Source organism: Klebsiella pneumoniae (assembly GCF_000742135.1).
GTDB classification, from domain to species: Bacteria; Pseudomonadota; Gammaproteobacteria; order Enterobacterales; family Enterobacteriaceae; genus Klebsiella; species Klebsiella pneumoniae.
Genome location: NZ_KN046818.1, coordinates 1,955,517 through 1,973,698, shown reverse-complemented (window position 1 = coordinate 1,973,698; position 18,182 = coordinate 1,955,517). Strand labels below are relative to the sequence as shown.

The 18,182-nt window shown below is 56.7% G+C and carries 16 protein-coding genes; 7 read left to right on the top strand and 9 right to left on the bottom strand.

The genetic code is table 11. The features are described 5' to 3' along the window. The first annotated feature begins 81 nt into the window (after positions 1-81). From fabI to osmB, 6 genes are all read left to right on the top strand, one after another. Positions 82-870 carry an enoyl-ACP reductase FabI gene (gene fabI / locus DR88_RS15980; RefSeq protein ID WP_004140277.1) on the top strand — a complete coding sequence of 263 codons (789 nt, stop codon included), beginning with the start codon at positions 82-84 and terminating at the stop codon, positions 868-870. Positions 871-1,060: 190 nt separating this feature from the next. Beyond that, complete coding sequence (locus DR88_RS15985; RefSeq protein WP_004148123.1) at positions 1,061-2,218, top strand: carboxymuconolactone decarboxylase family protein; 1,158 nt, start codon at positions 1,061-1,063, stop codon at positions 2,216-2,218. 81 nt (positions 2,219-2,299) lie between these two features. Beyond that, the gene (locus tag DR88_RS15990) at positions 2,300-4,234 is read left to right on the top strand and encodes an exoribonuclease II (protein WP_004148122.1); all 1,935 of its coding nucleotides are present in this window, start codon (positions 2,300-2,302) and stop codon (positions 4,232-4,234) included. Between the two features lie 158 nt (positions 4,235-4,392). Next, positions 4,393-4,572, top strand: a complete 180-nt coding sequence (locus tag DR88_RS15995) for a YciZ family protein (RefSeq protein WP_002901786.1) — start codon at positions 4,393-4,395, stop codon at positions 4,570-4,572. A 71-nt stretch (positions 4,573-4,643) separates the two neighbouring features. Then, positions 4,644-5,393: a DNA-binding transcriptional regulator YciT gene (gene yciT / locus DR88_RS16000; RefSeq protein ID WP_009309096.1), complete on the top strand. Its 750-nt coding sequence runs from the start codon at positions 4,644-4,646 to the stop codon at positions 5,391-5,393. A gap of 273 nt (positions 5,394-5,666) precedes the next feature. Beyond that, positions 5,667-5,885: an osmotically-inducible lipoprotein OsmB gene (gene osmB / locus DR88_RS16005; protein ID WP_002901783.1), complete on the top strand. Its 219-nt coding sequence runs from the start codon at positions 5,667-5,669 to the stop codon at positions 5,883-5,885. Between the two features lie 131 nt (positions 5,886-6,016). On the opposite strand, the gene yciH is transcribed toward osmB, so the two are convergent. The 5 genes from yciH to pgpB all read right to left on the bottom strand — a co-directional run bounded on the left by yciH (position 6,017) and on the right by pgpB (position 9,659). Further along, positions 6,017-6,343: a stress response translation initiation inhibitor YciH gene (yciH, locus tag DR88_RS16010; RefSeq protein ID WP_002901782.1), complete on the bottom strand. Its 327-nt coding sequence runs from the start codon at positions 6,341-6,343 to the stop codon at positions 6,017-6,019. Then, the gene (gene pyrF, locus DR88_RS16015) at positions 6,343-7,080 is read right to left on the bottom strand and encodes an orotidine-5'-phosphate decarboxylase (RefSeq protein WP_004151907.1); all 738 of its coding nucleotides are present in this window, start codon (positions 7,078-7,080) and stop codon (positions 6,343-6,345) included. Before pyrF ends, yciH begins: the two co-directional genes overlap by 1 nt. A gap of 191 nt (positions 7,081-7,271) precedes the next feature. After that, on the bottom strand, positions 7,272-8,441 hold the full coding sequence (gene lapB / locus DR88_RS16020; protein WP_004148120.1) for a lipopolysaccharide assembly protein LapB: 1,170 nt from the start codon (positions 8,439-8,441) through the stop codon (positions 7,272-7,274). 6 nt (positions 8,442-8,447) lie between these two features. Continuing rightward, positions 8,448-8,756, bottom strand: coding sequence for a LapA family protein (locus tag DR88_RS16025; RefSeq protein ID WP_002901780.1), 309 nt, complete (start codon positions 8,754-8,756; stop codon positions 8,448-8,450). A gap of 135 nt (positions 8,757-8,891) precedes the next feature. Next, positions 8,892-9,659, bottom strand: coding sequence for a phosphatidylglycerophosphatase B (gene pgpB / locus DR88_RS16030; RefSeq protein ID WP_002901779.1), 768 nt, complete (start codon positions 9,657-9,659; stop codon positions 8,892-8,894). A 163-nt stretch (positions 9,660-9,822) separates the two neighbouring features. Between pgpB and ribA the strand changes: the two genes are divergently transcribed. Further along, positions 9,823-10,425 (top strand): GTP cyclohydrolase II, encoded by a 603-nt coding sequence (gene ribA, locus DR88_RS16035; protein WP_002901778.1) that lies wholly within the window; start codon positions 9,823-9,825, stop codon positions 10,423-10,425. 46 nt (positions 10,426-10,471) lie between these two features. Here ribA and acnA read toward each other — a convergent pair whose 3' ends face one another. The 4 genes from acnA to topA form a co-directional block, all read right to left on the bottom strand. After that, entirely contained in the window at positions 10,472-13,144 is a 2,673-nt protein-coding gene (gene acnA, locus DR88_RS16040; RefSeq protein ID WP_004148117.1) for an aconitate hydratase AcnA, read from the bottom strand. Positions 13,145-13,531: 387 nt separating this feature from the next. Further along, positions 13,532-13,699, bottom strand: coding sequence for a YmiA family putative membrane protein (locus DR88_RS16045; RefSeq protein WP_002901776.1), 168 nt, complete (start codon positions 13,697-13,699; stop codon positions 13,532-13,534). A gap of 245 nt (positions 13,700-13,944) precedes the next feature. Beyond that, positions 13,945-14,919 (bottom strand): HTH-type transcriptional regulator CysB, encoded by a 975-nt coding sequence (cysB, locus tag DR88_RS16050; RefSeq protein WP_032443857.1) that lies wholly within the window; start codon positions 14,917-14,919, stop codon positions 13,945-13,947. A 345-nt stretch (positions 14,920-15,264) separates the two neighbouring features. After that, complete coding sequence (gene topA / locus DR88_RS16055) at positions 15,265-17,862, bottom strand: type I DNA topoisomerase (protein ID WP_002901763.1); 2,598 nt, start codon at positions 17,860-17,862, stop codon at positions 15,265-15,267. Positions 17,863-18,182: the final 320 nt, after the last annotated feature.

The following is an 18,182-nucleotide window of genomic DNA, read 5'->3' as shown; positions in this document are numbered from 1 at the left end:
AATTTGAGTTATTTTGAAATAACAATGTTAACGTTATGATTGTTAAAGTAAAAATAAGCAATAACGATAAGGATTAAAGCTATGGGTTTTCTTTCCGGTAAGCGCATTTTGATCACTGGCGTCGCCAGCAAACTGTCCATCGCCTACGGCATCGCGCAGGCAATGCACCGCGAAGGCGCGGAACTGGCATTCACCTATCAGAATGAGAAACTGAAAGGTCGCGTAGAAGAGTTTGCTGCCGCGCTGGGTTCTGACATTGTGCTGCCGTGCGACGTTGCTGAAGATGAGAGCATCACCGCGCTGTTCACCGAGCTGGAAAAAGTCTGGCCAAAATTCGATGGTTTCGTCCACTCAATCGGTTTTGCCCCGGCTGACCAGTTAGACGGCGACTACGTTGACGTTGTCACTCGCGACGGCTTTAAAATCGCGCACGACATCAGCGCTTACAGCTTCGTGGCAATGGCCAAAGCCTGCCGCGGCATGCTGAACCCGGGTTCGGCTCTGCTGACGCTCTCCTACCTGGGCGCAGAGCGCGCGATCCCGAACTATAACGTGATGGGTCTGGCCAAAGCCTCTCTGGAAGCAAACGTCCGCTATATGGCTAACGCCATGGGTCCGGAAGGCGTTCGCGTCAATGCCATCTCTGCCGGTCCTATCCGTACGCTGGCCGCGTCCGGTATTAAAGATTTCCGTAAAATGCTGGCGCACTGCGAAGCGGTCACCCCGATCCGTCGCACCGTCACCATTGAAGATGTGGGTAACAGCGCAGCCTTCCTGTGCTCCAACCTGTCTGCGGGGATCTCCGGTGAAGTCGTTCACGTTGACGGCGGGTTCAATATCGCCGCCATGAACGAGCTGGAACTGAAATAAGTTCCTTCCCCTCCTCGCCCCGGTGAGGAGGGTTCTTCCCTCCCCCACGCCTTACACCCCACCTGTTATTCCAATCGGCTATTTGTTAGCACGTATCAATATTTTCTCCTGCTTCCGGGTTACGCCAGGATAGTTCTGCATAAACGATCCGCGGAACGGCGGTTCGCCACATACCGAACAAGGAAAGCCCATGGAGCCACGCCGCGTGAATGGCAAAAATCACTGGTATCACGAAACCCAGTCAACAATCTGCCCGGTGGATGTCCTGCCGCTCGTCCCTGAAGCCGCCCATGTTGAAGACCGCTTTTTGCTGGACCTGACGCTGCCGGCCGCCTGGCTACGTGCCCACGCTGACTGGCTACACCCCGCACGCCAGCTGGCCGAACTGCTGTTTCCCGACCAGGTGGCGGTGAGTCGCCTGCAGACCTTTACCGCTTACGATCGACTCAGCACCGCGCTCACCGTCGCCCAGGTCTACGGCGTCCAGCGGCTGTGTAACCACTACGCCGCCCGCCTTGCTCCCCTGCCAGGCCCCGACTCCTCGCGCGAGAGCAACCGTCGTCTGGCGCAAATCACGCAATATGCTCGTCAGCTTGCCGGTTCGCCCTCGGTTATTAACGCTCTCTCCCGTAGCCAGCTGGACGAAGTGGGCTTAACCAGTCGGGACATTATTCTGTTCAACCAGATTATCGGATTCGTCGGCTTCCAGGCGCGGGCGATTGCCGTCCTGCAGGCGGCCCAGGGCTATCCGGTGCGCTGGATCCCCGGTATGCCCCAGCAAGAGGAGGCACCCGCGGAGCTGTTCGCCCCGCCGCCGGGAGCATGGCAGGCAGACATTGCGGATCCCGACCTGCAGTATGCCGATGATGAGCGTCAGCGGCGCATCGCCGGCTGGCAGTCGCTGCCCGGTCTGGGCGAGCTGGCGCCGCTGCTGGCCTGCGACCCACAGTTATTCGCGCCTCTGGAGACCTTGATCCGCCAGCTCAGCACGGATGATACCTTTGGCCCGCAGGTCGCCTTACTCACGGCGCGCACCAATGGCAGCCCCACCTGCTTTGACGCCTGGCTCCCCCACTGGCAGGGTGAAGAGGAGTTCGCCAGCCATCTGCGGGAGGGCGACCAGGCCCTCCATCACTGGCTCCAGCAGCATCCTCAGGCCCGGTCTCTCGTGACCGCGGTGCAGCTGTTAACCCGCTCGCCTGACCGGTTTAGCGCCGCCCAGTTAACGCCCCTCGCGGAATATCGACTCTCTGAGCAACAAGCAATCTATCTGTTGATCTGGAGCGGGCTGTGCGGATGGATGAATCGTCTGAAAATCGCCCTCGGCAATGTGCGTCAGCAGACGTAAATTGCTGAAACAGCGCTTGCTGCGGCAGGCATATTCGCGTAAAAATGTCAGCCGCTCTTTTAGCCACGAAAATACCTAATTATGTTTCAGGATAACCCGCTGCTAGCGCAGCTTAAACAGCAACTGCATTCCCAGACGCCGCGCGCGGAAGGGGTCGTTAAGGGCACGGAAAAGGGCTTTGGCTTCCTCGAAGTGGACGCTCAGAAGAGCTACTTCATTCCGCCGCCGCAGATGAAAAAAGTGATGCATGGCGACCGTATCGTCGCGGTGATCCATTCTGAAAAAGAACGCGAAAGCGCCGAGCCGGAATCGCTGGTTGAGCCTTTCCTGACTCGTTTTGTCGGTAAAGTCCAGAAGAAAGACGATCGCCTCGCTATCGTTCCTGACCATCCGCTGCTGAAAGACGCCATTCCCTGCCGCGCCGCCCGCGGCGTTGAGCACGATTTTAAACAGGGTGACTGGGCCGTCGCCGAGATGCGCCGTCATCCATTAAAAGGCGACCGCGGGTTTTACGCGGAGTTGACCCAGTTCATCACTTTTAGCGACGACCACTTCGTCCCATGGTGGGTAACCCTGGCGCGCCATAATCTTGAGAAAGAGGCACCGGACGGCGTCGCCACCGAGATGCTCGACGAGGGGCTGACGCGCCGCGACCTAACCACCCTCGACTTCGTCACCATTGACAGCGCCAGCACCGAAGATATGGACGATGCGTTGTATGCCGAGTCCACTGCTGATGGCAAACTGCTGCTGACGGTCGCCATTGCCGACCCGACCGCCTGGATTGCCGAAGGCAGCAAGCTGGATAACGCCGCAAAAGTGCGCGCCTTTACCAACTATCTGCCGGGCTTCAACATTCCAATGCTGCCGCGCGAGCTGTCAGACGATCTCTGCTCCCTGCGCGCTAACGAAGTGCGCCCGGTGCTGGCCTGCCGGATGACCCTGGCGGCCGATGGCACCATCGAAGACAATATCGAGTTCTTTGCCGCCACCATCGAATCGAAAGCCAAGCTGGCCTATGACGACGTCTCTGACTGGCTGGAAGGCCGCGGCAGCTGGCAGCCGGACAGCGAGGCGATCGCGCAGCAAATTACGCTGCTGAAGGACGTGTGCCAGCGTCGTAGCGAATGGCGTCAGACCCATGCGCTGGTGTTCAAAGACCGTCCGGACTACCGTTTTTTTCTCGGCGAAAAAGGCGAAGTGCTGGATATCGTCGCGGAACCGCGTCGCATTGCCAACCGCATTGTCGAAGAGTCGATGATCGCCGCCAACATCTGTGCCGCCCGCGTTCTGCGCGACAAGCTCGGCTTCGGCGTTTATAACGTTCATACCGGTTTCGACCCGGCGAACACCGAGCAGTTGGCCGCCCTGCTGAAAACCCATGATGTGCACGTCGACCCGACGGAAGTGCTCACCCTGGAAGGGTTCTGCAAGCTGCGCCGGGAACTGGACGCTCAGCCGACCGGTTTCCTCGACAGCCGCATTCGCCGCTTCCAGTCGTTTGCGGAAATCAGCACCGAGCCGGGCCCGCACTTTGGTCTTGGGCTTGAAGCCTATGCCACCTGGACCTCGCCGATCCGTAAGTATGGCGACATGATCAACCACCGTCTGCTGAAAGCCATCATTAAAGGCGAGACCATTGCGCGTCCCCAGGATGAAGCCACCGTGCAGATGGCGGAGCGCCGTCGTCTCAACCGGATGGCCGAGCGCGACGTCGCCGACTGGCTGTACGCCCGTTTCCTCAACGATAAAGCCGGGACCGATACCCGCTTCGCGGCGGAGATCATCGACGTCAGCCGCGGCGGGATGCGCGTGCGTCTGGTGGACAATGGCGCGGTCGCCTTTATTCCGGCCCCGTTCCTCCACGCCGTGCGCGACGAACTGGTGTGCAGCCAGGAGAACGGTACCGTGCAGATCAAAGGTGAAGTAGTCTATAAAGTGACTGACGTTATCGATGTCACTATCGCTGAAGTTCGCATGGAAACCCGCAGCATTATTGCGCGTCCGGCGGTCTGACGCCCCTTCACAGCGGTTCCTGCGGGAACCGCTGCTTCTTTCCTCTCTATCCAGCCATTTCCGTCGCACCGATTAAGGTTGTGCGTTTTTTTCGCTTCTCTTTTTCATTCATTTTTAGCATCATTGATTTCATTCGTTTTTGTTACCAGGATAATGCCATGTCAGATGTGAATGCCCACCTGCTCGCTCAACGTATCGATACCGTGCTGGATATTCTGGTTGCCGGTGATTACCATTCTGCGATCCATAATCTGGAGATCCTCAAAGCGGAGCTGCTGGCGCTGGCGGCGGACGATGCTGAACAACAAAACCAACCCAAGGCGCCCTGGGAAATCTGAATATCAGCCATGCCGCAGCCGGCCATATGGACCGGTTGCTCGCCATATAGCCCCCTAACAGTGATGTTGCTATGAACGCCCGACAACAAAGTATTTTGCAAGTGGTCATCGATAAAGGCCGCATGAGCGTCGCCGATCTGGCGAAGATGACCGGTGTCTCTGAGGTTACTATTCGTCAGGATTTGAATTTGCTGGAAAAGCAGAGCTATTTGCGCCGTACTCATGGCTATGCCGTACCGCTGGACAGCGAAGATGTCGAAACCCGCATGATGACCCATTTCGCCATTAAGCGTGAGCTGGCCAGCCGGGCTGCGGCGCTAGTGAATACCGGTGAAACGGTATTTATCGAAAACGGCAGCAGCAATGCCCTGCTGGCGCGTACGCTGGCCGAGCGCGGCGATATCACCATCATTACCGTCAGCAGCTATATCGCCCATCTGCTGAAAGAGACCCCAGGAGAGGTGATCCTGCTGGGCGGAATTTATCAGAAACGCAGTGAGAGTATGGTCGGTCCGCTAACCCGTCAGTTCATCCAGCAGGTGCATTTCAGCAAAGCCTTCATCGGGATCGACGGTTGGCAGGCGGAAACCGGCTTTACCGGCCGCGATATGATGCGTGCGGACGTGGTGAACGCCGTGCTGGAGAAGCATTGTGAGGCAATTATTCTTAGCGACAGTTCAAAATTCAGCGCGGTACATCCCTATCCGCTCGGTCCCGCCGGCCGCTTTAATCGCGTTATTACCGACGATCGCTTACCGGACGCCTGTCGCGGACAATTGCTCCGCAGCGGCCTGACCGTCGATATCGTGCCCTACATCTGATCCTCCGCCGCCCCATCTCCTGCCAAAGCGCTGGAAGGGGCGCTTTATCGCTCTGAGAGTATTCCGAGCCGCTAATTAAGACTTTTTACCTGACGATAAATTTTAAAAAAAGAAATTATTATTAGCGATATAACAGGAAGTGACTATCACCTGCGTGATTTTCGTGACACCTGCGCACCTTAACTTCATGGAATTGCCCTAAAGCTGCTTTATCAGGCTATGCTTAAAGGAGCGCTGTAATCCATGAATAGATTATTCAGGAGAAAAAAAATGATGACTTCAACGAGCAAAAAAATGGCTGCTGTCGTTCTGGCTGTCACTGTAGCAATGTCTCTGAGCGCTTGCTCTAACATGTCTAAACGCGATCGTAACACGGCTATCGGCGCTGGCGCCGGCGCTATCGGTGGTGCGGTGTTAACTGACGGTAGCGCGCTCGGTACCCTGGGTGGCGCAGCAGTCGGTGGTATTATTGGTCACCAGGTCGGCAAATAATTTAATTATCTGACGAAATAAAAGAATAATTCACACGAATTGACTTACGCACGTTAAATCATTCAAGGCCGCGGCATTTACCGCGGCCTTGTTATTTCAACCAGACCATTGGAGCAGAGGGAAAATAGCGATCAGCCACCGGCTAACTTGACCTTCATCCCTTTCGCCTCAAGCAGCGACTTGAGTAGATCCCGCTTATCGCCCTGGATCTCGATCACGCCATCTTTCACCGCGCCGCCGCAGCCGCACTTCTTTTTCAACTCTGCCGCCAGAGCGGTTAGCGCAGCATCGTCGGCATCAATCCCGCTAATCAGACAGACGCCTTTGCCCTTGCGGCCGCTGGTCTGGCGCTGGATCCGCACAATGCCGTCGCCTTTCGGGCGCACCGGCGCCGGTTTCGCCTCGTCGATACGCCCGGTTTCGGTGGAGTAGACCAGACGGCTGTTGGAATCGCTCATTATGCCCCCTTGCGCAGAGAATCGTTGATCGCCCGCAGCGTCGCGGCTGGATCCGCCGACTGAGTAACCGGGCGACCAATCACCATATAGTCTACCCCAGCTTCCTGAGCCTGCTCAGGAGTCATAATTCGCCGCTGATCGCCAGCGTCGCTGCCCTGCGGACGAATCCCCGGGGTCACCAGCTTAAACGCCTGCCCCAGCTCATGCTTAAAGCGCACAGCCTCCTGGGCTGAACACACCACCCCATCAAGGCCGCAGCGTTGGGTCAGCGCCGCCAGCTTCGCCGCGTAGTCAGCCGGAGATAAGGTAATGCCCAGATCCTGTAGATCGCTGGACTCCATGCTGGTGAGCACCGTGACAGCGATCAGCAGCGGCGCATCTTTGCCAAACGGCAGCAGCGCTTCGCGCGCGGCGGTCATCATTCGCGCGCCGCCGGAAGCATGGACATTCACCATCCATACGCCCAGCTCAGCCGCTGCGGCCACCGCGCGGGCGGTGGTGTTGGGAATATCGTGAAACTTAAGGTCCAGGAACACCTCAAACCCACGCTGATGCAGATCGCGGACAAACTGCGGGCCCAGCAGGGTGAACATCTCTTTGCCCACCTTCAGGCGGCAGTCGCGCGGGTCGATGCGGTCGACAAATGCCAGCGCTTTATCGCGATTATCATAGTCGAGCGCAACCACAACGGGAGAGGATGTGACAGCGCGGGAAGATGGGATAGCTGTAGACGTCATGACCAGACCTTAGTGTTGATGGGCGCCGGGGTGGCGCAAAAAAGGTAAACGGGCAGCATTCTACCTGTGAAGCGAACAAAATAACAGACTGCCGTACCTGCCCTGACCGGACGATGGCGCTGCCGGGGCCGCGCCTGGAGAGGAGTGAAGCGATAAGTATGTTGTAACTAACGGAGGGCTTTTTTTTGGCTTTACTGGCCGTCGAGACCGCGAATAGGTTTAATGGTCGCCCACGAGCGGCAGGACGGACAATGCCAGTAAAGTGTATGAGCGGTAAACCCGCATTTCTGGCAGCGATAGCGTGGTTTGCTGCGCACCTGCTCACCAACCATGTTTCGCAGCACTCCAAGGGTTTCTTTCGCCCGCCCTTCTTCCGCTTCGTTGAGATGGTAGTCCATCAGCTTATGGAAGACGCGCATGGTCGGGTGGCGTTCCAGCTGCCGGGTGACGTAGTTTTGCGCCGCTTCGACGCCTTCCCGTTGCTCGAGGATCTGCGCCAGCATCAGTTCGGCGGTCGCCCCGGCGTTCTCCTCCACGCAGCGGCGCAGAAAAACTTCCCATTCATCGGTTTTGCCGAGCTGCTGGTAGCAGGTCTGCAGCATCTCCAGCGTTTCACCCACCAGCTCTTTATCCTGATCGATAACCCGCTCGAGGCTCTCCACCGCTTTGGCGTAGTCGCCCTTTTCCATCCACACCCGGCCCATCATGATCGATACCCGGGCGCTGGTGCGGTCCGCAGCGGCGCCTTTTCTCAACAACGCCATCGCTTTATCCAGATCGTTGGCTGCCATCTGCTGCAGGGCCAGTTCGCACCAGAAGTTGGCGATTTCGCCACGATGTTTCTCTTTCCCTAGCTTCACCAGCCGTTCAGCCACTTCAATAGCCGACTGCCAGTCGCTGGTCGCCTGGTAAATCTGCAGCAGTTGCTGCAGCGCGCCGAGGCGGAAATCGGTCTCATCCACCAGCTGTTTGAACATGTCTTCCGCGCGGTCATACAGTCCGGCGGCCATATAATCCCGTCCCAGCTGCTGCACCGCTAACAGGCGCTGATCGTAGGTTAACGACGCGCTTTCCATCAGGCTCTGGTGAATTCGGATCGCGCGGTCGACTTCGCCGCGCGAACGGAACAAATTACCGAGCGTCAGGTGCGCCTCAACGGTACCGGTATCCTCTTTCAGCATATCAAGGAACAGGTCGACGGCTTTATCCTGCTGGTTGCTGAGCAGGAAGTTAACCCCCGCCACGTAATCTCGCGACAGGCGGCTCGCATCGTCCTGTTTGGACTGTTGTGCACTTCTGCGCCCCATGTACCAGCCGTAAGCGGCGGCAACGGGTAAAAGCAGAAACAACAACTCCAGCATAAGAGGTTATTCCTTCACCGCAGGCACGCCTGCGTCGACAGCCGCCGGGCTGACGGGGGCAATCTGATGCTCAAGACGCTTAATTTTCCGCTCCGCGCGCGCCAGTGAGACACGCACCCGCAGCCAGAACAGGCCGCAGATCAGCCAGCCAATGGCAAAGCCCGCGGCAAACAGCACCGCCAGCAGCGTCGATATGCGGAATTCACCCTGAGCGAGTAAATAGTTGAAAGTGACCTGTTGGTCATTCTGCGCCCCCAGCGTCACTGAAATGACGAAGATTGCTAACACCAGTAAGAAAATGAGTAAATATTTCACATGACTTCCCGTTATGTGGGTTGCGCGAAAAAAGCCCGCTTTCAGCCCTATAAAGTATCATTTTCGCCGCAGCGGTGGAATGAAAAAGCATGGCAACTCTTCAGGATATGCGGTCGGATGCCGCTAAAATCAACATTATTCCGCTTCAGGCATCCGTTTTTTAATATCCTGCGCCTCTTCTCCGGGCGGCGAGAGCGGCCCACAAAGGCGCTGCGTCAGCCAGCAGGCCACCGTGACCAGCAGCCAGGAGATCAGCGTGGCGACGATGAGATCCAGCGGCCAGTGCATGCCCAGCGCCAGGCGACTGCCCATCACCGCCGTCGCCCACACCAGCAGCACCGCGATTGTGCCCCAGCGGCGACGCGGCCACAGCAGCCCCGCAGCGAGTAACGCCCAGCTGGCGGCAAACATGGTGTGACCTGACGGGAAAGCAAACCCTGTCTCCTTCTGCCAGTGTTTGCGTAAAAATGACGGAATGTCCTGCGCCTGCGCCAGCTGTTCATGCACCAGTTTAGCGCGTTCTTTACGCTTTAACGCGTAGAATTGCGTCACCGGCACCTGCCTTGTGTTTTCCAGCCAGATGACGAACGGTCTCGGCTCCTGGACCCGCGCCTTGACCCAGGATTTCGCCCCCTGTCCCGCCAGGATAGCGGCGGCAAGGATAAGGAACAGGATCAACGCCGCGCGCAGCCGAAAGCGCAGACACCAGAGGAACCAGCCGCAAAGCACGACATGAGTGATAATTCCCCACGGCTGGGTCACCGTTTCCGTCACCCACCACAGGCTTTTCAACATGGCAACCGGCAGTCCAGGCTGCCACAGCCACCCGGAAAGCCAGACCGTGAGGGGCATAACCAGCAGCAGCGCCGCCGCGAGAGCAGTTCGTCGGGCTATCAACAGCATTTTCTCTCCTTCTCCTTGTAGATGAACATCATAGCGGAAAGTAGATCGTTTGTGCGCTTTCCACACGGCTAACCGTTCGCGATTAGGAGAACGTCCAGGCGTTGTGGCAAAATAGCGGGAAACAGAAAGCACAGTCAGGTGCTGACAGAATCTGGAGAATCACATGCAGCTTAAACGTGTGGCAGAAGCCAAACTGCCAACCCCCTGGGGCGATTTCCTGATGGTGGGTTTTGAAGAACTGGCAACCGGACAGGATCATGTCGCGCTGGTATATGGCGATATATCAGGGCAGTCGCCGGTCCTCGCCCGCGTACATTCAGAGTGTTTGACGGGCGATGCCCTGTTTAGCCTGCGCTGTGATTGCGGCTTTCAACTGGAAGCGGCTCTGTCGCATATCGCTGAAGAAGGTCGGGGGATCCTGCTCTATCACCGCCAGGAAGGACGCAACATTGGTTTATTGAATAAGATCCGCGCCTACGCGCTGCAGGATCAGGGCTACGACACTGTCGAAGCGAACCATCAGCTTGGCTTCGCCGCCGATGAGCGCGATTTCACCTTGTGCGCCGACATGTTCAAATTGCTCAACGTTGAGCAGGTGCGGTTATTAACCAATAACCCGAAAAAAGTGGAAATTCTTACCGAAGCCGGGATCAACATTGTGGAGCGGGTGCCGCTGATCGTCGGGCGTAACCCGAAAAACGCTCACTATCTGGACACCAAAGCCGCCAAGATGGGCCATCTGCTGAACAGCAAGCCGACAGAATAAACCGGTGGAATAACCGAAAAAGGGCCAGCGATGCTGGCCCTTTGTTTCACAGCATATTACGAATAACGTAGTGCAGGATGCCGTCGTTGCGGTAGTAGGTGAGTTCGGTCGCCGTGTCGATACGGCACCGACAAGGGATCGCTTCCTGCGAGCCGTCAGCGCGAGTCAGGGTCACCGGCACCGTAGCGCCAGGCTGAAGCGACTGCAGATTGCTAATATCAATCCGCTCTTCCCCGGTCAACCGCAGCGTTTTGCGGGTGACGCCCTGCGGGTACTCCAGCGGCAAAATGCCCATTCCGATCAGGTTGGAACGGTGGATACGCTCGAAGGACTCGGCGATCACTACCCGAATCCCCAGCAGGCGCGGCCCCTTCGCCGCCCAGTCACGGCTGGAACCTGATCCATACTCCTTACCGGCAATCACCGCCAGCGGTGTGCCCTCAGCCTTGTACAGCATCGCCGCATCGTAGATCGCCATCGGTTCAGGATCCGGCAGATGGCGGGTCATGCCCCCTTCCACCCCTGGGACCATTTCGTTACGGATGCGGATATTGGCGAAGGTGCCACGCATCATCACCTCATGGTTACCGCGACGGGAACCATAGGAGTTAAAGTCGCGCCGGGCAACCCCATGCTCCTGCAGATAGCGGCCTGCCGGACTATCGGCTTTGATGCTCCCCGCCGGCGAAATGTGGTCCGTGGTGACTGAGTCGCCCAGCATGGCGAGGATCCGCGCGCCGCGAATATCCTCTACCGGCAGCGGCTCGGCGCCCATCTCGTCAAAGAACGGCGACAAGCGAATATAGGTCGAGTCCTCCTGCCAGTCGTAGGTATCTGACGCCTCCACCTTGATCGCCTTCCACTCCTCAGTGCCGGAAAACACTTCCGCGTACTCTTTGCGGAACATCTCGGTGGAGACCTGTTCCACCGCGCGGGCAATCTCCTCCCCGCTCGGCCAGATATCTTTCAGATAGACCGGCTCGCCATTCTTGCCCTGTCCCAACGGCTCGCGGGTGAGGTCGATATTCATGTTCCCCGCCAGCGCATAGGCGACCACCAACGGCGGCGAGGCCAGCCAGTTGGTTTTCACCAGCGGATGAATACGCCCTTCGAAGTTACGGTTACCGGAGAGCACTGCCCCGACGGTCAGATCGCCTTTTTTGATCGCTTCTTCGATAGGTTCAGGCAATGGACCGGAGTTACCGATACAGGTGGTGCAACCATATCCCACCAGATTGAAGCCGAGCTGGTCGAGGTAAGGCGTCAGGCCGGCATGGGCCAGATAATCCGACACCACTTTCGAGCCTGGGGCCAGGGAAGCTTTCACCCACGGCTGCGGCTGCAGGCCGCGTTCGACGGCTTTTTTCGCCAGCAGGCCGGCGGCCATCAACACGCTGGGGTTAGAGGTATTGGTGCAGGAGGTAATCGCTGCAATAGCCACCGCGCCATCCGGTAGCGAATAGTGATGCCCGTTCAGCGTATAGTCAACCGGCTGACGCTGACGCTGAAGGTGGTTAACCTCCAGCTCGCCGCTGGCGGCGAAGGCTTTCGGAACATCGCCCAGCGCCACGCGATCCTGCGGTCGCTTCGGCCCGGCGAGGCTCGCTTCGACGCTGCTCATATCCAGCGCCAGGGTACTGGTAAAGACCGGCTCATCGCCAGGCTGGCGCCACATGCCCTGGGCTTTAGCGTAGGCTTCCACCAGCGCGACCTGTTCTTCGCTACGGCCGCTGAGACGCATATAGCTGAGCGTTACGTCATCGATAGGGAAAAAGCCACAGGTGGCGCCATACTCCGGCGCCATATTGGCGATGGTCGCCCTGTCGGCAAGGGGTAAGGTATCCAGGCCGTCACCGTAGAATTCAACAAACTTGCCGACGACGCCATGCTGACGCAGCATTTGGGTAACCGTCAGTACCAGGTCAGTGGCGGTGATGCCTTCGCGCAGTTTGCCGCTGAGCTTAAAGCCCACAACATCGGGGATCAGCATTGACACCGGCTGGCCCAGCATAGCGGCTTCCGCTTCAATCCCGCCCACGCCCCAGCCCAGCACGCCAAGACCATTAATCATGGTGGTATGGGAGTCGGTGCCCACCAGCGTATCCGGCCACGCCATCCACTGGCCGTTCACCTCCTCGCTCCAGACCGCCCGGCCAAGGTATTCCAGGTTCACCTGGTGGCAAATACCGGTGCCCGGCGGCACCACGCTGAAGCGGCTGAAGGCCTGCTGCCCCCAGCGCAGAAAAGCGTAGCGTTCGTGGTTCCGCTCCATTTCCAGGCGGACGTTGTCTTCGAAGGCCTCATCGTCGCCGAAGCGGTCAACGGTCACCGAGTGGTCGATCACCAGGTCAACCGGCGATAGCGGATTAACCTTCGCCGTATCGCCGCCAAGGCGTTTCACCGCCTCGCGCATGGCGGCCAGATCCACTACCGCCGGCACGCCGGTAAAGTCCTGCATCAGGACGCGTGCCGGACGGTAGGCGATTTCCCGGTCGGCATGGGCCTGTTGCAGCCAGCCGGCCAGGGCGCGAATGTCTTCTTCAGTTACCGAGTCACCGTCCTGCCAGCGCAGCAGGTTCTCCATCAGCACCTTCAGCGACTTGGGCAGTCGACTGATCTCGCCCAGCTGCTTCTCCGCCAACGGCAGACTGTAGTAATGCCAGGTTTTATCGTTGACCTGCAGCGTGTCCTTACTGGCTTCTCGTAGGGTTGACGACATAGCTCCTCCTTTATCTCAGGGATGGCATACCCTGATTCTCCTCAGGGTCTCCATTAAAGATAACACATACTGAGCATAACACTTTGATAACAACCCAAATTGCTAAATACGGCGAGACAGAGAGAGAGGAAACGGGAATTATCCGAGAGCAGGCGAAATAGCACCAAAATAGTGCAAAGAGGGCGTATGCCGATATTGTATTAGTACACGAGGACAAAAAAGAGCTAATCGGCCAGCGGGCAGTGATTAGCTCTGGTGAGTGATTTCAGGTTGGATGAATCCAGCGGCAAAATATACTCTCCCTGTATTGCCGGTCACTGATTTTATATTACAGTTTCCTTTCACTGTCATAAAAATGACATGTATCTACAACGATGACCTACAGCTTTAGCTGACAATCCAGATGTTGCAGATGGTGAGCGCGATGATGCTCCAGAACATCGCCAACCCTACCAACACTACGCCCCATACGCGACTACGCAGAACGGGATCGATTTCGGTTTTGTCATTCTCGTATGACATCGCCAGTTTCATGTAATCGATATTACTTATCATATTGTCACCACCAATTGCTCAAATCATCAGGTACAGATAAATCTTAATTATGGATAAAAGATTAATCCAGTGAATTTAGGCCTGATGGAATATATTTAACCGGTTATTTGATCGCGGCGGGCATAATGAAAAACGTGTTGCCAAAAATTATTAATTTTGTGATTGGTTCGAGGTTTAAGTTGTTAAATACAGTCCATCATAGTTAATGGCACTCCTCGCAGGGAGTGCCATTATTATTTTCAGGGTTATTTTTCCGGAAGTTTTATATCTTTGAACATCGCTTCAATATCTTCATTCGAGCGTAAAGCCACCGCGGTATCTACCACGTCCCTGGTCAAATGGGGAGCAAAACGTTGAATAAAATCATACATGTAGCTTCGTAAGAAGGTGCTACGGCGGAAACCTATCTTAGTGGTGCTGTGGCTGAAAATACCGTTCGCATCCAGCTTCACCAGATCCGGGTCAGAGACCGGATCCACCGCCATGCTGGCGATTACCCCTACCCCCAGCCCCAGGCGAACATAGGTTTTGATGACGTCGGCATCGGTGGCGGTAAAAACAATGCGCGGCGTCAGGCCCGCACGGTTAAACGCGGTATCCAGTTCTGAGCGGCCGGTAAAACCAAAGGTATAGGTTACCAATGGATACTGGGCCAGTTCCTCTATGGACACCGAGCCCTTGGTGGCCAGAGGATGCTCGGGGGTCACTACAATCGACCGGTTCCAGTGATAGCATGGCAGCATCACCAGATCGTCATACAGATGCAGCGCCTCGGTGGCGATGGCGAAATCGGCATTGCCTTTCGACACAGCCTCCGCAATCTGAGTCGGCGAGCCCTGATGCATATGCAGCGACACCCGCGGGTAGCCTTCAATAAACCCCTTGATCACTCCCGGTAACGCATAGCGCGCCTGGGTATGGGTGGTGGCGACGTAAAGAGACCCTTTGTCAGGCCAGGTATGCTCTCCGGCGACAGATTTGATGGCATCGACTTTCGACAGCACTTCGCGGGCGATGCGGATGATCTCCTGCCCGGCCGGCGTCACCTGGGTTAAGTGTTTACCGCTGCGGGCAAAGATCTGAATGCCCAGCTCATCCTCCAGCATGCGGACCTGCTTACTGATACCCGGCTGGGAGGTATAGAGCCCTTCGGCGGTGGATGAAACATTCAGGTTATGGTTAACCACCTCAACGATGTAGCGAAGCTGTTGTAGTTTCATGGCTGATATCCGTTTGCGCGTAAAATGAAGCCGCTTAATACACTTTACGTTCAGGCAACTTGTCGCCGATGAAGGCCCTGGGCTCCCGGCAGTTGGCCATAGTGGCGCCGCAATGCATCCTGAAAGCGATGATGTATAAGACGTTTTAATAATAAAAAAGGCATTAACTATAACCACTATATCATTTATATCAACACTGTATAGACGCTAACGAAAAATAATATAGGTGGTTATAAGGGGAGGAAATTAACGCAAAGAGGGGAAGACGACACGGCAGAGAAATGCACTCTCTCTGCCGGTCGCCTGAGCAGGAAAAGCGCGCTTTTCCTGCCCGAACGAACGCCATTACTTTTTGGCTTCCGTCCACTTACCGTCGATAAAGAAAGCTGACCAGCCGGTCGCTTTGCCCTCTTTTTCAGACGCCACGTACTGCTGCTTGGTTTTACGGCTAAAGCGTACCAGCGTTTTATTGCCTTCCGGATCCTGCTGCGGCGCATCGGCGAGATAACGCAGTTTTTCCGGCAGACGATCGCGGAAGCGGTACAGCTCCTCCACCAGCGGCGCACGCGTTTCCCGTGATTTCGGGAAGGTGTTGGCCGCCAGGAAGACGCCCGCCGCCCCGTCGCGCAGCACAAAGTAGGCGTCAGACTTCTCACACGGCAGCTCCGGCAGCGGCACCGGATCTTCCTTCGGCGGAGCCACTTCGCCATTGCGCAGGATCTTACGCGTGTTCTTACACTCGTCGTTGGTACAGGCCATGTATTTACCGAAACGCCCCATTTTCAGGTGCATTTCAGACCCGCACTTCTCGCACTCCACCACCGGGCCGTCATAGCCCTTGATGCGGAATTCGCCCTCTTCAATCTCGTAGCCGTCGCAGGTCGGGTTATTACCACAGACGTGCAGCTTACGCTTAGGATCGATAAGGTAGCTGTCCATCGCCGTCCCACACTTCTGGCAGCGACGTTTGGCGCGCAGCGCGTTGGTTTCCGCGTCATCGCCTTCCAGCACGTTGAGGACTTCGTTCTCCGGCACCAGGTTGATGGTGGTTTTGCACCGCTCTTTCGGCGGCAAGGCATAGCCCGAACAGCCGAGGAAAACGCCGGTGCTGGCGGTACGGATCCCCATTTTACGGCCGCAGGTCGGGCAGTCGATGCTGGTGAGCACCATCGGGTTCGGCTGCATGCCGCCCTCTTCCGGATCTTTCTCTGCCGTCGCCAGCTGGGTGGTAAAATCGCCGAAGAAGTGGTTCAGCACCTCTTTCCACTCGGCCTGGTGGTTCGCAACCTGGTCGAGGCGATCCTCCATCTGCGCGGTAAAATCGTAGTTCATCAGATCGCGGAAGTTTTCTTCCAGCCGGTCGGTAACGATCTCGCCCATTTTTTCGGCGTAAAAACGACGATTTTCCACCCGCACGTAGCCGCGATCCTGAATGGTCGAAATGATCGACGCGTAGGTCGACGGACGGCCAATCCCGCGTTTTTCCAGCTCTTTCACCAGCGAGGCCTCGCTGAAGCGCGCCGGCGGCTTGGTAAAGTGCTGCGCAGGCGTCAGCTCCACCAGGCTCAGGCGGTCGCCCTGTTTGACCAGCGGCAGCGTTCGGTCTTCATCGCCCTTGCGCAGCGCCGGCATGACTTTTGTCCAGCCGTCGAAACGTAAAGTGCGACCGCGCGCTTTCAGTTTGAAATCACCCGCAGCCACGGTCAGCGTGGTGGAGTCGTACTGCGCCGGCGTCATCTGACAGGCGACAAACTGGCGCCAGATCAGCTGATAAAGCTTCTGCGCATCCGCTTCCATATCTTTCAGCGTTTCCGCCAGCACGTTCACATCAGACGGACGAATCGCTTCGTGCGCTTCCTGCGAGTTTTCTTTGCTGGCGTACTGGTTCGCGCTATCCGGCAGATATTTTTTGCCAAATTTGTCGCTGATGTAGCCGCGAACCATGTTCAGCGCGTCCTGACTCAGGTTGGTGGAGTCGGTACGCATATAGGTGATGTGCCCTGCCTCATAGAGTCGCTGAGCCATCATCATGGTCTTTTTCACGCCGAAGCCCAGACGGGTGCTGGCCGCCTGCTGCAGGGTGGAGGTGATGAACGGCGCGCCCGGCTTGCTGCTGGTCGGCTTATCTTCACGCTCCAGTACGCTGTAGCTGGCTTTTTCCAGCAGCGATACCGCCGCCATGGTCTCATCGCGGCTGACCGGACGGAACGGCTTATCGTCCTTATGGGTCACCTGCAGCGGCAGGGCGTCACCGCCCGGCGTGGTGGTGCTGGCGTCGACTTCCCAGTACTCTTCCGGGACGAACGCTTTAATTTCACGTTCACGCTCCACCACCAGGCGGACCGCGACGGACTGCACGCGCCCGGCAGAAAGACCACGGGCGATTTTTTTCCACAGCAGCGGCGAAACCATATAGCCCACCACGCGGTCCATAAAACGACGCGCCTGCTGGGCGTTAACCCGATCGATATTCAGTTCGCCCGGCTTTTCAAAGGCCTGACGAATAGCGTTTTTGGTGATCTCATTGAACACCACGCGGCTGTAACGCTGTTCATCGCCGCCGATGACTTCCCGCAGGTGCCAGGCAATGGCTTCCCCTTCGCGGTCAAGGTCGGTTGCGAGATAGATGTGGTCAGCTTTTTCCGCCAACTGTTTGAGTTCTGAAACTACCTTTTCTTTACCCGGAAGTACTTCATAGTGCGCATTCCAGTCATGCCATGGGTCCACGCCCATACGGTTAACCAGAGCACTACGTTCGTCCTTTTTAGGCTTTTTAGCCCCTTTGGTGGCGGTAGAGTCGGCGCTCTTTTTGGAAGCTGATCCACTGGTCGGCAAATCGCGGATATGACCGACGCTGGATTTCACCACGTAGTCATTACCCAGATACTTATTGATCGTTTTGGCTTTTGCCGGGGACTCAACGATAACGAGAGCTTTACCCATATTCACCTTTACCTAATTTGATTCATCCAGGAATACATCGCACATTCATACACCCTCCACTGGCGACTGCCTCATATGTTGCGGCACCGTCGGTGAATATCAACCCTGAACACCCGTTTCATCTCCGTAAAACCAGGCGCTTGAGTTTGCTGACTTTTTCTCGTCAGGTGACATAGCACGAAGAATTTTTGGCCGAATGTCAAGCAAATCTGTTGCCAGATCGCCGAAAGCGTCACACTGTACCTGATAAAATTCGTTACGCAACTTTATTAGCATGCAAAAGCAAATCCCGCCAGTAAACGGCTGTTTCTCCACTGGTT